The organism is Streptomyces sp. MBT53 (genome assembly GCF_016654115.1).
GTDB lineage: Bacteria > Actinomycetota > Actinomycetes > Streptomycetales > Streptomycetaceae > Streptomyces.
In genome coordinates, this window is record NZ_JAEQAZ010000221.1 from 1 (window position 1) to 13,613 (window position 13,613).

The 13,613-nt window shown below is 70.1% G+C and carries 15 protein-coding genes and 2 pseudogenes; 6 read left to right on the top strand and 11 right to left on the bottom strand.

Annotation, left to right across the window (positions count from 1 at the left end; translation table 11 throughout):
• Positions 1-820, top strand: an 820-nt coding sequence (locus tag JHN45_RS44270; protein WP_201055007.1) for a MaoC/PaaZ C-terminal domain-containing protein, incomplete at its 5' end; no start/stop codon positions are given.
• A 207-nt stretch (positions 821-1,027) separates the two neighbouring features.
• Positions 1,028-2,320 carry a DUF6716 putative glycosyltransferase gene (locus tag JHN45_RS44275; protein ID WP_201055009.1) on the top strand — a complete coding sequence of 431 codons (1,293 nt, stop codon included), beginning with the start codon at positions 1,028-1,030 and terminating at the stop codon, positions 2,318-2,320.
• A 28-nt stretch (positions 2,321-2,348) separates the two neighbouring features.
• Here JHN45_RS44275 and JHN45_RS44280 read toward each other — a convergent pair whose 3' ends face one another.
• From JHN45_RS44280 to JHN45_RS44305, 6 genes are all read right to left on the bottom strand, one after another.
• Positions 2,349-3,014, bottom strand: a complete 666-nt coding sequence (locus JHN45_RS44280; protein WP_200715483.1) for a TetR/AcrR family transcriptional regulator — start codon at positions 3,012-3,014, stop codon at positions 2,349-2,351.
• A gap of 27 nt (positions 3,015-3,041) precedes the next feature.
• Positions 3,042-3,353, bottom strand: a complete 312-nt coding sequence (locus JHN45_RS44285; RefSeq protein WP_201055011.1) for a DUF4229 domain-containing protein — start codon at positions 3,351-3,353, stop codon at positions 3,042-3,044.
• A gap of 75 nt (positions 3,354-3,428) precedes the next feature.
• Entirely contained in the window at positions 3,429-3,953 is a 525-nt protein-coding gene (locus JHN45_RS44290; RefSeq protein WP_201055013.1) for a GNAT family N-acetyltransferase, read from the bottom strand.
• A 10-nt stretch (positions 3,954-3,963) separates the two neighbouring features.
• On the bottom strand, positions 3,964-5,127 hold the full coding sequence (gene mqnE / locus JHN45_RS44295) for an aminofutalosine synthase MqnE (RefSeq protein ID WP_019074323.1): 1,164 nt from the start codon (positions 5,125-5,127) through the stop codon (positions 3,964-3,966).
• A 48-nt stretch (positions 5,128-5,175) separates the two neighbouring features.
• On the bottom strand, positions 5,176-5,631 hold the full coding sequence (locus JHN45_RS44300; protein ID WP_019074324.1) for an Lrp/AsnC family transcriptional regulator: 456 nt from the start codon (positions 5,629-5,631) through the stop codon (positions 5,176-5,178).
• A 49-nt stretch (positions 5,632-5,680) separates the two neighbouring features.
• The gene (locus tag JHN45_RS44305; protein ID WP_200715487.1) at positions 5,681-6,367 is read right to left on the bottom strand and encodes a UbiX family flavin prenyltransferase; all 687 of its coding nucleotides are present in this window, start codon (positions 6,365-6,367) and stop codon (positions 5,681-5,683) included.
• A 102-nt stretch (positions 6,368-6,469) separates the two neighbouring features.
• Between JHN45_RS44305 and JHN45_RS44310 the strand changes: the two genes are divergently transcribed.
• Positions 6,470-7,081 (top strand): rhomboid family intramembrane serine protease, encoded by a 612-nt coding sequence (locus JHN45_RS44310; RefSeq protein ID WP_200715488.1) that lies wholly within the window; start codon positions 6,470-6,472, stop codon positions 7,079-7,081.
• 25 nt (positions 7,082-7,106) lie between these two features.
• Here JHN45_RS44310 and mqnP read toward each other — a convergent pair whose 3' ends face one another.
• The gene (gene mqnP, locus JHN45_RS44315) at positions 7,107-8,009 is read right to left on the bottom strand and encodes a menaquinone biosynthesis prenyltransferase MqnP (RefSeq protein ID WP_200715489.1); all 903 of its coding nucleotides are present in this window, start codon (positions 8,007-8,009) and stop codon (positions 7,107-7,109) included.
• The gene (locus tag JHN45_RS44320) at positions 8,006-9,457 is read right to left on the bottom strand and encodes a menaquinone biosynthesis decarboxylase (protein WP_201055016.1); all 1,452 of its coding nucleotides are present in this window, start codon (positions 9,455-9,457) and stop codon (positions 8,006-8,008) included. The genes mqnP and JHN45_RS44320 overlap by 4 nt, the downstream gene beginning before the upstream one ends.
• A 76-nt stretch (positions 9,458-9,533) precedes the next feature.
• Between JHN45_RS44320 and JHN45_RS44325 the strand changes: the two genes are divergently transcribed.
• Both JHN45_RS44325 and JHN45_RS44330 read left to right on the top strand, forming a co-directional pair.
• Positions 9,534-9,833, top strand: a complete 300-nt coding sequence (locus JHN45_RS44325; RefSeq protein WP_201055018.1) for a PLD nuclease N-terminal domain-containing protein — start codon at positions 9,534-9,536, stop codon at positions 9,831-9,833.
• Between the two features lie 87 nt (positions 9,834-9,920).
• On the top strand, positions 9,921-11,348 hold the full coding sequence (locus tag JHN45_RS44330) for a cytosine permease (RefSeq protein WP_201055028.1): 1,428 nt from the start codon (positions 9,921-9,923) through the stop codon (positions 11,346-11,348).
• Here JHN45_RS44330 and JHN45_RS44335 read toward each other — a convergent pair.
• From JHN45_RS44335 to JHN45_RS44345, 3 genes and pseudogenes are all read right to left on the bottom strand, one after another.
• Positions 11,324-11,992, bottom strand: a complete 669-nt coding sequence (locus JHN45_RS44335; protein WP_201055030.1) for a hypothetical protein — start codon at positions 11,990-11,992, stop codon at positions 11,324-11,326. The two genes, JHN45_RS44330 and JHN45_RS44335, sit on opposite strands and share 25 nt — an antisense overlap.
• A gap of 116 nt (positions 11,993-12,108) precedes the next feature.
• Positions 12,109-12,676: pseudogene (locus tag JHN45_RS44340) on the bottom strand (SDR family NAD(P)-dependent oxidoreductase).
• A 58-nt stretch (positions 12,677-12,734) separates the two neighbouring features.
• Positions 12,735-13,047 (bottom strand): annotated as a pseudogene (locus tag JHN45_RS44345) (ArsR/SmtB family transcription factor).
• Positions 13,048-13,139: 92 nt separating this feature from the next.
• Here JHN45_RS44345 and JHN45_RS44350 point away from each other — a divergent pair.
• Positions 13,140-13,613: alcohol dehydrogenase catalytic domain-containing protein (locus JHN45_RS44350; RefSeq protein ID WP_201055037.1), on the top strand; the 474-nt coding region annotated here is incomplete at its 3' end.

Sequence of the window (13,613 nt, forward strand, 5' to 3'; positions counted from 1 at the left end):
CGCCCTCACCCCGCTCCTCCTCCGCGGCGCCCTCCTCTCCCCCTTCAAACGGCCCCACGCCGACGCCGAGTTCCCCCGCACCCGGCTGGTCCTGCCCGGCGTCCGCGTGGACCTGGCCAAGCTGGCCGCCTACGAACGCGTCTGCGGCTTCCCCACCGGCGACGACGCCCTCCCCGTCACCTATCCGCACGTCCTCGGCTTCCCGCTGGCCATGCGCCTGATGAGCTGCCGCGCCTTCCCGCTCCCATTGCTCGGCCTGGTCCACACCTCGGTGGAGATCACCCGGCACACGGCGATCCCCGCCGCCGGCGAGTACGAACTCACGGTCTACGTCGACGAGTTGGCCCCGCACCGGCGCGGCACCGAGGCCACGGTCACGACGGAGATGCGGACCGGCGACGCACTCGTCTGGGAGTCACGGAGCACGTATCTCGCCCGGCACCGCACCGAGGCCCAGGCCCAGGCCCCCAGGGCGACCGAGGAACCGGCGCCGCTGCCCACCGTCGCCGAGTGGCGGCTCGGCGAGGACGTGGGCCGCCGCTACGGCGCCGCGTCCGGCGACCGCAACCCCATCCACCTCCACCCGCTCACCGCCCGCCTGTTCGGCTTCCCCCGCGCCATCGCGCACGGCATGTGGACGGCGGCCCGCTGCCTCGCCGCCCACGGGACCCCCGAACGCGCCCTGGTGCGGGCCGAGTTCAGGGCGCCGGTGCTGCTGCCGGGAACCGTGGAGTACGCGGCCCTCGACGACCGCTTCGCCCTGCGGGACACGGCCGGGCGGACACACGTGGAGGGGTTCGTCTGCCCGCTCGTTGCCTGAACACCCATGAACAGTGGGCGAACAAAACATGTCCGCCCCCTTTCGGGCGATCGCGAAACCCCAGGCGAACAAAGGGCCGTTGAGCATTCCGCACAGGGAAACCCCAGCTCACCCAAGGCTCTTTCAAGACATCGCTCATACGTTCCTCAGGGTTCCTTCTTACCCTCGGCTCACTTCGCCGGACCCGCCAGGAAGGGCCCCTGAGCCATGCCCCCCAGACGCATCGCCGTACTCGCCGACTCGGACACCCGCTGGAAGTGGGGCGCGTCCGTGGCCCAGCAGATCGCTCCCGGGCACGCCCTCGACGCGTACTTCCTGCGCGGCCGGTCGACACCGACCGAACGGCAGCTCGCCGAGATCGGCATCGAGCCCGACACCGCGCGCGAACTCCCCGCCGCCGAACTGGTCGACGACACGGAACTGGCCGACGCGGACATCGTCGTCCTGGCCGTCTCCGGCGGCACGGTCCTCGCCCTCACCCACAGCCTCGGCCTCGCCTGGGCGGGCCGCGAACACCGGCCGATCACCGTCACCGGATACGTCGGCGTCGTCTACGAGAAGATGATCGACGGACTCCTCACCCGCGGCGGCAGCGACATCGTCCTCGCCAACTCCGCCTACGACGCACGCCGGTTCGGCGCCGCGTTCGCGAGCGTCGGGGTCGACCCGGACTCGGTGGTGGAGTGCGCGCTGCCCTTCCTCGGCGGCGAGCCCTACCGCCCGTCCACCGAGCGGCCGTTCACCCTCACCTTCGCCGTCCAGCCCTCGGTCCCCAAGAGCAAGCAGGACCGGCTGCGGCTCCTGGAGCGGGCCGCCGCGCACGCCCGGCGCCACCCCGACCGCCAGGTCCTGATGAAGCTGCGCAGCCTCCCCGGCGAACACACCACCCACGTCGAGGCCGACCCCTACCAGCTCCTCATCCAGAACCTCGCCGAACCCGCCCCCGCCAACCTCCAGTTGGTCTACGGCAACATGGGCGAGGTCCTCGACCGCACCGACCTCCTGGTGACCGTCAGCTCCACCGCCGCACTGGAGTCGATACAGCGGGGCATCCCCACCGCGATCCTCACCGACTTCGGCGTCCGCGAGGCGCACGGCAACCACTACTTCATCCACTCCGGCTGCCTCGCCTCCTGGGACGAACTCGACGCCGGCGCCCTCCCGTCGCCCGACCCCGCCTGGGCCGACGCCCAGGGCATCGGCAAGAACGACCCCTACGCCGCCGCCCGCGCCCGCGTGGCCGCGCTGCGCGCCGCCGGACCACTGCCGACACTGCGCCCGTACTACACACCGGAGCGCGCCGGCATCTACCTGAGCGGCCTGCTGGCCCGCAACGGCTTCGACGAGAAGGGCCGCCCGCTCAACACCCCGCTGGGCACGGGCGGTTCGGGCCGGGTGAAGAGGGCCGTACGAGGAGCGGCCAGGCGCGGCGCCAAGGCCGTGTACCGGGTGGGGTATCAGCGGGTGGCGCCGACGCTGCGGAAGTGGGGAGCGGTGTGAGGCCTGCGGCGCCCTCCGGCCGTCGTTCCTAGGACCGGTCCTCGGTGCCGGCCGGCGGTGACCAGGGCCGCCCCTCCATCAGGTTGCCGAGGCCGGCCCACGCGAAGTTCATCAGGGTCGCCGCCGTCTGCTTCGCGCTGACGCCCGGGGTCGCGTTGGACCAGGCGGCGAGCGACTCGGCGGCACCGACCAGCGCCTCCGCGAGACCGGCCACCTCGCGCTCGGCGAGGTCGGGGTCGCGGTCGCGATGCGCCTCACGGGCGGTGACCGCGATCAACTCGGTGACGAACGCGACGAGTTCGGCGCGCAGCGCGGCCACCTCGGCCGCGAACGGCTCCCCGTGGGTACGGGCCTGGAGATGCAGGACGGACCAGCCGTCCGGGTGCTGGGCGGTGTGGGTGAAGAACGCCCGCAGCCCGTCCCAGAGTTGGCGGTCGGCGGGCAGGCGGGTGTCGACCCCGGCCCGCACCGCCTCGGTGAGCGCCTGCCCCTCGCGCCGGATGCACGCGGTGAACAGGTCTTCCTTCGAGTTCAGGTAGAGATACACCAACGGCTTTGACACGCCCGCGAGTTCGGCTATCTCGTCCATCGACGCGGCCATGTAGCCGCGCTGTCCGAAGGTCCGCACGGCGGCATCGAGCATCTGCTGCTCACGGACCGCACGCGGCATCCGTTTGGTCTTCACGGCACCCATGAGGGCAAGGGTAGTTGGACCCCGGTGCTAGGAAGTCTGGCCCTGCGGGTGGGACGTCGGCTGGGCGGCGTCCACGGTCTCGTCCTCCTGGCTGCGGTTGGCGTCCAGGTTCGCCTTCATCCGGTCGACCCGCTCGACGATCTGCACCGAGGCCCGGTCGCGCACCCCGCGCAGCACCACGAAGCTGATCGGCGCCGAGATCACCAGCGCCAGCAGGACGATCCACATGCCGTTAGACTCGCCGAAGCCGCGCGGGAAGACGCCGAGGTAGACGAGGCCCCAGACGACTCCGAGGCAGCCCGCGAAGACCCCGAGGCGCCACAGTGTGTAGCGGAACATCTCAATCCACTCTTCCGATTCGGGACAAGGCCATCAATCAGTGAAGCACGGTGCCGCACGGATCTTGCAGGGGGGTCACAGCAGCGGCAGCAGCATGAAGATGTCGTCCCGGTCGTCCCCCGGGGCGACGCGGATCGCGCCGGGCACCCGCCCGACCTCCTTGTAGCCGCAGGAGCCGTAGAACCGTTCAAGCCCGTGCCCGCCCCGGCAGGTGAGCCGGATCGCCTCGATGCCGTCGAGGCCGCGGGCCGCCCGCTCGGCGGCGGCCAGCAGATCCCGCCCGTACCCCTTGCCCTGGTGGCGGGGGTGGACCATCACCGTGTAGAGCCACAGCCAGTGCAGCATCAGCCGGTGCGTGTTGAACGCGAGGAACACGGTCGCGGCGACCGTGCCCGTCTCGTCCCGGCCGACCAGCAGCCGGGTGCGGCCCTCCGCCATGGAGACGAAGTGCTTGATCAGCTCGGGCCGAATCTCGTCCACCGTGACCGGTGCCACGAAGCCCACCGAGCCCCCCGCGTTGGAGACGTCCGCCCAGAGGGTGAGGATCTCCTCGCGGAGGGCAGGGGTTATCGCGGGGTCCAGTTCGAAAGAGAGCGCCATCGTGCCGTTCTCACACTCGCATCGGCTGCGGGGACTCGCGCCGCGCCGGGTCCGGGCCGTCGTACTCGCGGATGATCTCGTACCGCGTGTTCCGCTCGACCGGCTGGAAACCGGCGTCGCGGATCAGGTCGAGGAGGTCGTCGCGGGTGAGCTTGTTCGGGGTGCCGTAGTTGTCGGCGTCGTGCGTGATCTTGTACTCGACGACCGAGCCGTCCATGTCGTCCGCGCCGTGCTGGAGGGCGAGCTGGGCGGTCTGGACGCCGTGCATGACCCAGAAGACCTTGACGTGCGGGACGTTGTCGAAGAGGAGACGGGAGACAGCGAAGGTCTTGAGCGCCTCCGCGCCGGTCGCCATCTGCGTGCGCGCCTGCAGCCGGTTGCGGACCTTCCCGTCCTTCATGTCCACGAAGTCGTGCTGGTAGCGCAGCGGGATGAAGACCTGGAAACCGCCGGTCTCGTCCTGGAGTTCACGCAGCCGCAGCACGTGGTCCACGCGGTGGCGCGGCTCCTCGATGTGGCCGTAGAGCATGGTGCACGGGGTCTTCAGACCCTTCTCGTGCGCCAGCCGGTGGATGCGCGACCAGTCCTCCCAGTGCGTGCGGTGGTCCACGATGTGCTGGCGGACCTCCCAGTCGAAGATCTCCGCGCCGCCGCCGGTCAACGACTCCAGACCCGCGTCGATCAGCTCGTCGAGGATCTCGGAGGCGGACAGCCCCGAGATCGTCTCGAAGTGGTGGATCTCCGTGGCCGTGAAGGCCTTCAGCGAGACGTTCGGGAGGGCCTTCTTCAGTTCGCTCAGGGACCGGGGGTAGTACCGCCAGGGGAGGTTGGGATGGAGCCCGTTGACGATGTGCAGCTCGGTGAGGTTCTCGCCCTCCATCGCCTTGGCGAGACGCACGGCCTCCTCGATGCGCATCGTGTACGCGTCCTTCTCGCCCGGCTTGCGCTGGAACGAGCAGTAGGCGCAGGACGCGGTGCACACGTTGGTCATGTTGAGGTGGCGGTTGACGTTGAAGTGGACGACATCGCCGTTCTTCCGCGTCCGCACCTCGTGCGCCAGCCCGCCCAGCCAGGCCAGGTCGTCCGACTCGTACAGCGCGACGCCGTCCTCACGGGACAGCCGCTCACCGGAGCGGACCTTCTGCTCCAGCTCGCGCTTGAGCCCGACATCCATGCCCATACCTCTTCCTGAGACAACTTCTTAAACGGTACGCCTACGCCACTACGACTCTTCCGGCAGCTCTCCGACCCGGTTCTCCCACTTCGTGGAGAGCACGATGGTCGTCCGCGTACGGGACACGCCCTTGGTCCCGGACAGCCGCCGGATGGTCTTCTCCAGACCGTCCACGTCCGGTGCCCGCACCTTGAGCATGAACGAGTCCTCGCCCGCGATGAACCAGCAGTCCTCGATCTCGCTGAGGTCCTTCAGCCGGGCCGCCACGTCCTCGTGGTCGGCGGCGTCCGAGAGGGAGATGCCGATCAGGGCGATCACGCCGAGGCCGAGCGAGGCCGAGTCGACGGTCGCGCGGTAGCCGGTGATGACACCGGCCGCCTCCAGCCGGTTGATGCGGTCGGTGACGCTGGGTCCCGACAGGCCGACGAGGCGCCCCAGCTCCGCGTAGGAGGCCCGGCCGTTCTCTCTCAGGGCCTGGATGAGCTGCCTGTCCACCGCGTCCATGCGATCGATTGCCTTCCGGTGATGAGGATGAGTTCGTCGGTGCCGTACGTCAGTTGCCGGTGGTGCGGGAACCCCCGAGGTCGCCCTGCCACCGGCGGTACAGATCGTGCTCGACGCCCGCCGCGTCCAGGACCCGCCCGGCGACGAAGTCCACCAGGTCCTGGATGTGGGTGGCGCCGGCGTAGAAACCGGGCGAGGCAGGCACCACGGCCGCGCCCAGGTCGTCCAGGGTCACGAGGTGCCGCAGCGTCTGCCCGTTCAACGGCGTCTCGCGTACGGACACCACCAGCCTGCGCCGCTCCTTGAGGGTCACGCTCGCCGCGCGCTGCAGCAGATCCTTGCTCAGCCCGAGAGCGACCCCGGCGACACAGGCGGTCGACGCGGGCACGATCAGCATCCCCTTCGCCGGGTACGACCCCGAGGACGGCCCCGCCGCGAGGTCGCCCGCGCTCCAGTGCCGTACGGCGGCGATGTCGGGCGCGAAGGTGCCGGGCTTGCCGTCGGCGCCACGGGCCAGCCATTCCCGCAGGTCGTCCTGCCAGTGCGCGTCCCTGAAGGAGATCCCCGTCTCGTCGAGGAGGGTGAGCCGGGACGCCCGGGACACGACGAGGTCGACACTCTCGCCCGCGTCGAGGAGCCCGCGGAGCACCGCAGCCGCGTATGGGGTGCCGGAAGCGCCGGACACCCCTACGATCCAAGGCGTACGCGGCGTCTCTCCTGGCTTGACTGGGTTCACGAGACCGAGCCTAGCTGGCGTCGCGGAACGGGAACCGGCCAAGGGGGCCGGGGCGTTCTTCTGTGGGGACGAGTGGACCGCGAGTGGACCGTGGGGGGTGCCATGTCCGGTACGGAGTTGCAGTGGTCGCGGGGCGACCGCGCGAAGGCCGCGGCCAAGCTGATGGTGGGCTGGGTCGCGCTGTTGTGGCTGCTCGAAGTGGTGGACGTGGTGTCCGGCCACGCGCTCGACAGCCTCGGGATCGTGCCGCGTGAGCCGTCCCAGCTGATCGACATCGTGCCGGCCGCGTTCATCCACTTCGGCTTCGCCCATGTGGCGGCGAACAGTGTGCCGCTGCTGGTGTTCGGCTTCCTGGCAGCGCTGGGCGGCCTCCGTCGCTTCGCCATGGTCTGCGCGCTGATCATCGTGGCGGACGGTCTCGGCGTCTGGCTCATATCCCCGGCCCACACCAACACGGCGGGTGCCTCCGGCCTGATCTTCGGCCTCTTCGGCTTCCTCCTGGTCACCGGCTTCGTCGAGCGCCGCCCGCTGGGCATAGCCGTCGGCCTGCTGATCGGCGTGGTCTGGGGCACGTCGATGCTGCTCGGGCTCGCGCCCACACAGTCGGGCGTCAGCTGGCAGGCACACCTGATCGGACTGGCGGCGGGGGTGACGGCGGCGTTCGCGTTCCGGCGGCGGGCCGTCACCGGGGAGCGCGACGCGCTGACGGCGTAGGCCGCCCCGCCCCCACGTACCGCGCCTACACCGTGAGCCCGCGCACCAGCAGATCCAGCAGCGCGCACACGAACAACGCGATCCCGATGAACCCGTTGACGCTGAAGAACGCCCGGTTGAGGCGGGACAGGTCATGGGGCCGCACGATCGAGTGCTCGTACAGGAACGCCCCCGCGACGATCAGCAGGCCGAACCAGAAGAAGGCACCCGCGCCGGTCGCCGCGCCGTACCAGGCCAGCAGGGCCGTGGTGATCGCGTGGCAGACGCGCGCGCCCCAGATGGAGGCCGGGATGCCGAAGCGGGCCGGGACCGACATGACGCCGATCTCGCGGTCGGTCTCGATGTCCTGGCAGGCGTAGATCAGGTCGAAGCCGCCGATCCAGATGCCGACGGCGAGTCCGAGGATCACCGCGTCCCAGGACCACTCGCCGGTGATCGCCAGCCAGCCGCCGACCGGGCCCATGGCCTGGGCGAGACCGAGGATGGCCTGCGGGAAGTTCGTGAACCGTTTGCCGTAGGGGTAGATCACCATCGGGATCACCGCGATGGGGGCCAGCGCCAGACAGAGGGGGTTCAGCAGGGCCGCCGAGCCGAGGAACACGACCAGCGCGACGAGCGCGCCCGTCCACGCGTGCTTGACCGTCATCGCGCCGGTCACCAGCTCGCGGTGGGCCGTGCGCGGGTTACGGGCGTCGATCTCCCGGTCGATGATCCGGTTCACCGCCATCGCGAACGTGCGCAGCCCCACCATGCAGATGGTGACCAGCAGCAGCCGCCCCCAGTGGATGTTCTTGTCCCACTGGAACATCGCGGTCAGCGCCGCGATGTAGGCGAAGGGCAGGGCGAAGACGGAGTGCTCGATCATGACGAGGCGTAGGAACGCCTTGGTGCGCCCCGGCTGCGGGATCGCGGCTGACGCGCTGCTCACAGGCCGTACTCCTTCCACCGGCGGTCGACCTTCGCCGCCGTCTCCGGGTCGGACAGCACCATCTCGGGCCAGCCGCCGTCCCGCGTGTAGCCCTCCTCGGGCCACTTCCTCGTCGCGTCGATCCCCGCCTTGCCGCCCCAGAACTGCTGGTAGGAGGCGTGGTCGAGGTGATCGACGGGTCCTTCCACGACCGAGAGGTCCCGGGCGTAGTCCGTGTTGCCCAGGGCCCGCCACGCGACCTCGTGCAGATCGTGGACGTCGCAGTCGGAGTCGACGACCACGATCAGCTTGGTCAGGGACATCATGTGCGCACCCCAGACCGCGTGCATCACCTTCTGGGCGTGCTTCGGGTACTTCTTGTCGATGGAGACGATCGCGCAGTTGTGGAATCCGCCCGCTTCGGGCAGGTGGTAGTCCACGATGTCCGGCACGATGATCTTCAGCAGCGGCAGGAAGAACCGCTCTGTCGCCCGTCCCAGCGGTCCGTCCTCCGTCGGAGGCCGGCCTACGACGATCGACTGAAGCAACGGCCGCTTCCGCATCGTGACGCAGTCGATGGTGAGGGCCGGGAAGGGCTCCTGGGGCGTGTAGAACCCGGTGTGGTCCCCGAACGGCCCCTCCGGCAGCATCTCGCCGGGCTCCAGCCACCCCTCGATGACCACCTCGGCCTGCGCCGGCACCTGCAACGGCACGGTCTTGCAGTCGACCATCTCGATCCGCTTGCCCGCGATGAACCCGGCGAAGAGGTACTCGTCGATGTCACCGGGGAGGGGCGCGGTGGAGGCGTAGGTCACGGCGGGCGGACACCCGAAGGCGATGGCGACCGGCAGCCGCTCCCCGCGCCGGGCGGCGACCTGGTAGTGGTTCCGGCTGTCCTTGTGGATCTGCCAGTGCATGCCGATGGTGCGCTTGTCGTGCCGCTGGAGCCGGTAGAGCCCGAGGTTGCGGATCCCGCTCTCGGGGTCCTTCGTATGAGTCAGCCCCAGATTGAAGAAGGACCCGCCGTCCTGCGGCCAGGTGAAGAGCGCGGGCAGCGCGTCGAGATCGACGTCGTCGCCCGTGAGCACGACCTCCTGCACGGGCGCGTCCTTGACCTTCTTCGGCGGTACGTGGGTCATCGACCCCAGCTTCCCGAAGGCGTCCCGCACCCCCACGAACCCCTGCGGCAGCTCGGGCCGCAGCAGCCCGCCGATCTTGTCCGAGATGTCGCCGTACGACTTCAGCCCGAGCGCCTTGAGCAGCCGCCGGTCGGTCCCGAAGACGTTCATGGCGAGGGGCATGCTCGATCCGCGGAGGTTCTCGAAGAGAAGCGCGGGCCCACCGGCCTTCTGGACCCGGTCGACGATCTCCCCGACCTCCAGATACGGGTCCACCTCGGCCTTGATGCGCTTGAGGTCTCCCTCGCGCTCCAGTGCCCTGAGCAGGGAGCGAAGATCGTCGTAAGCCATGTGTCCAAGTATCGGCCACCCGCTAACCTGACCCCGTCACCGGGGCCGTCCCACCACTCAGGAGAATCTCGCCGCCATGCTCAGGTATCTGCCCTTCCTGCTGGTCCTGGCTCTGTGGATCTACGCCTTCGTGGACTGCCTGAACACGCCCGAGGAGGACGTGCGGGGCATGCCGAAGCTGGCGTGGGTGTTCGTGATCCTGCTCTTCGGCGAGGTTCTGGTCGGTCCGGTCGCGTGGCTGATCGCGGGCCGGGCGCGGCGCAGCCCGGACGGGGCGACGGCCGCGGAGGGCCGGTGGATCGCGCCGGACGACAACCCCGAGTTCCTGAAGTCCCTGAACAAGGACGACCTCAAGGACGACCCCAGGGCCGAGTGATACGTGCAGGTTGTACGCCGGTGAGCGGCCCGGTACGGACATTGCGCCTCTGGGCCCGGACCGGCAGGAACCGGACACTTACCTCGCATGACGACTGCTCCCGCCGACACCGCCGGCACCCTCGCCCCCGAATACGGTGACAAGGTCATCGCCGTAGAGACGGCGGGTGCCGAGCCCATCCCCGACGCCGAACGGCACGGCAGCCCGCTCCAGTTGCTCTGGACCTGGGCCTCCCCGAACATCGAGTTCGCGACCGTCTACATCGGCGTGATCTCGGTCCTCTTCTTCGGCCTGAGCTTCTGGCAGGCGACCGCGGCGATCGTCCTGGGCACCGGCCTCGGCGCGATCACGCAGGGCTTCCTCTCCCTGGACGGCCCGCGCTTCGGCGTCCCGCAGATGGTGATCGGCCGTTTCTCCTTCGGCTTCCGCGGCAACATCCTCCCGTCGGCGGCCAACGGCCTTGTCGCGGGCGTCGGTTGGTTCGCGGTGAACAGTGTGAGCGCGGCCTTCGCACTAAACACCCTGACGGGCCTACGCCCCCTCCCCTCGCTGCTCCTGGTGGTCGTGGCGGAGATCCTGATCGGCTTCATAGGCCACAACTTCGTGCACACCTTCGAGAAGTACGCGTTCCCGGCGCTCGCGGTGATCTTCCTGCTGGCCGGCGTGTGGACCTTCAAGGACGCGCACCTGGGCGGGGGCGGCACGGGCGGCGGCGTGGGCGGCTTCCTGCTCGCGTTCTCCGCGGCCTGGGGCTACGCGGCGGGCTGGAACCCGTACGCGACGGACTACTCGCGCTATCTCCCGCGCACGGCGAACAAGTTCAAGACGATCCTCTACCCGGCGGTCGGCCTGTTCGTGTCGGTGACGTTCGTGGCGGTGATGGGCGCGGCCTCGGCAACGCTGCTGGCCCCCAAGGACGCGACGCCCACGGCGGCCTTCACCGGCCATCTCCCCGGCTGGCTGGGCGACTTGGTGCTGATCGCGATCATCCTCGGCGCGGTCTCGGCGAACGCGCTGAACGTCTACTCCGGCGCGATCTCCCTCACCGCGCTGGGCCTGAAGCTCCCCGCGTGGCTCAACCGCAGTGTCCTGGTAGTGGTTTCGGGCGTGGCCGGTACGGCGGCGGCGTGGGCGTCCCTGTCCGACGCGGGTTCGGCGTACGAGGCGTTCCTGCTGGTGATCGCGTACTGGGTGGCACCCTGGCTGGGCGTGGTCCTGGTGGAGCGCTGGTTCCAGTCCCGTACCCCCACCGAGGAACTGGCCCCTCGCCTGACCGACCCCACCTTCACCAACTGGCCCGGCCTGGCAGCCCTGTTGATCGGCATCGGGGTCTCGGTCCCGCTCTTCTCCAACCAGGAGGACTACGTCGGCTACGTCCCGAAGCACTGGCCGTCGTTCGGCGACAGCACGCCGATCGTGGGGTTCGTGCTGAGCGCGGTGCTGTACGTGGTGCTGCGGTCGGCGCTGGGAACGAAGGGGCGGGTTCAGACTCAACCGGTCAAGGCCGACGCCTGATCCACGTGCTCGACCTTGATGTACCGGGCGTTCTCCGCGCCGTAGGCCTTCTCGACGATCGATCGTGCCGTGTCGGGGTCGTCGACCCCGACCAGCACGAACCCCCGTTCGTCCACGCCGACTTCACGCATCTGGAAGGTGCCGTCCCAGCGACGCATGTCGTCGCCGAGGCGGTCGGCCAGCGCGTCGAGCGTGCGCCGGTCGACGTCTGTGCCGTGCAGCCGGACGGTCACACCCTTCACGACGGACCCGCAGACCTCTGTGTCGAAGGCGGCGGAGGGCACGCGCCACACGTCCACGCTCTTGCTGTCCTCGTCGAGGGAGAGGCCGGTGTAGACGGCGGCGTAGCGGTCGGCATGGGCGAGCTTGTCGACGCGGGCGACGACGCGTTCGAGGGGTTCGAGGGGGGAGTCGTCGTCGTAGGCGTGCGGGAGGCTGTCGACGGGGCGGGTGCCGACGCACTCGCGGCCGACGCCGGTGCTGGGGCTGCTGCCGGTGCCGGCCTTCGGCCGGGCGCCGCTCACGGTCCCGTCGTCGGCACCCAGGTTCATGAGCCCGCGCACGGCCAGGGCGGCCAGGACCGCCACGGCGACGATCGCGACGACCGTGAAGGTCCACAGGTACTTCTTCAGGTACTTCTTCACGCCGGAGTCCCCTCCACGTCCCACTCGACACTGTGACGCGGAGGCGGCCGGAGGCGTTCAGTCCCCTTTGCCGCGGTGCCCGGCGCGGCGGTGCAGGACGCCGGGACACCGAGCGGTCAGCGCACCCAGCTGCCGGTGAGGGTCTGGACGGCGGAGCCGTCGGGGTCGGCGAGGGTGGTGGCGACGAAGTCGCGGGCCCACTGCGAGGTCTGGACGCGGAAGGGCGGGTGGGCGGCGGTCAGGGCGTCGACGATCGGGGCGGCCGCCTCGGCCGGCGTCTGGGCGTTGCCGAACGACTGCTGGGTGCGGGCGATGTAGGCCTGGAGCGCCGGGGCGTAGGGACCGGCGGCGGCGAGCAGGGCCGGGACGTCCAGTCCGAGGTTGGCGACGAACTCGCTCGCCACCGCGCCCGGTTCGACCACGGTGACGGCGACGCCGACGGTCGCGGCGACCGGCGCGAGCGACTGCATGAAGCCCTCGACGGCGAACTTGGCCGCGCAGTACGCCTCGTTGCGCGCAGTACGCCTCGCCCGCCTCGGCGGCGGCCTTGAGCAGGGCGTCCGCCTTGCCGGTGTCGCGCATGGTGGCGATGGTCGTCCAGCCGGCCCGTGCGGTGCCGACGGCCGTGGCCAGGCCGATGCCGGAGGACGTACCGGTGATCAGAACCGTCTTCGGGGAGGTCATGAGGGTCTTCCTTGCCTGGAGGAGGTACGACGGGCCTTTGTTCAGCACATGACCCGATTCATTCTGCACGCAGTACGAGTTCCAGCAGCCCCGGGAACCGGGCACCGAACTCTTCCCTCCGCAGCCGGTTGACCCGCTTGGGCCCCTCGTCCCGCTGTTCCACGATCCCCGCGCCCCGCAGTACGGCGAAGTGGTGGCTCAGGGCGGCCTTGCCCACCGGCACGTCGAAGCTGCCGCAGCTGCGGGACCAGTCCGCCGAACCGGCCAACTGCGAGGGCGGCGAGAGCCGTCTGTACGGGGACGCCGTCGGGGTGGGTGTGTTCGGGGGCGGGGCGGTGACTGGTGCCGCCGCCGGTCCGCTGTGCCGCCATGTCCGCCTCCCGCTTGCCGAGTGTTCGATGAAAACCATACACTCGCGAGTGTTCGCTTTTCATTGAACAGTCGAGCGGGGAGTGTGTCCGGCATGCGCGCAGTCGAGTTCCAGGAGTACGGCGGCCCCGAGGTCCTGAAGGTCGTGGAGGCGGAGATCCCGCGCCCCGGCCCCGGCCAGGTGAGCGTCGACGTGACCTACACCGGAGTGAACTTCGCCGACCTCAAGGCGCGGGGCGAGGGATACCGGGTGCCAAGTCTCCCCTTCGTACCGGGACTTGAGGTCTCGGGCCGCGTCCGGGAGGTCGGCGCCGGCGTCGAAGACCTCGCCGTGGGCCAGGAGGTGGCGGCCCTGACGGCGGGCGGCGCGTACGCGGAGGTCGTCGTGACCGACGCGGCGACGGCCTTCCCCCTCCCCGAGAACATGGACCTGCGCACGGCCGCCACCCTCCCCACCGTCCTCCCGACCGCCTACGCCCTCGTCCACACCGTCGGCCGCCTCCAGCCCGGCGAGACGCTGCTCGTGCAGGGCGCGGCGGGCGGGATCGGCACGGTGGTGGGGCAGTTG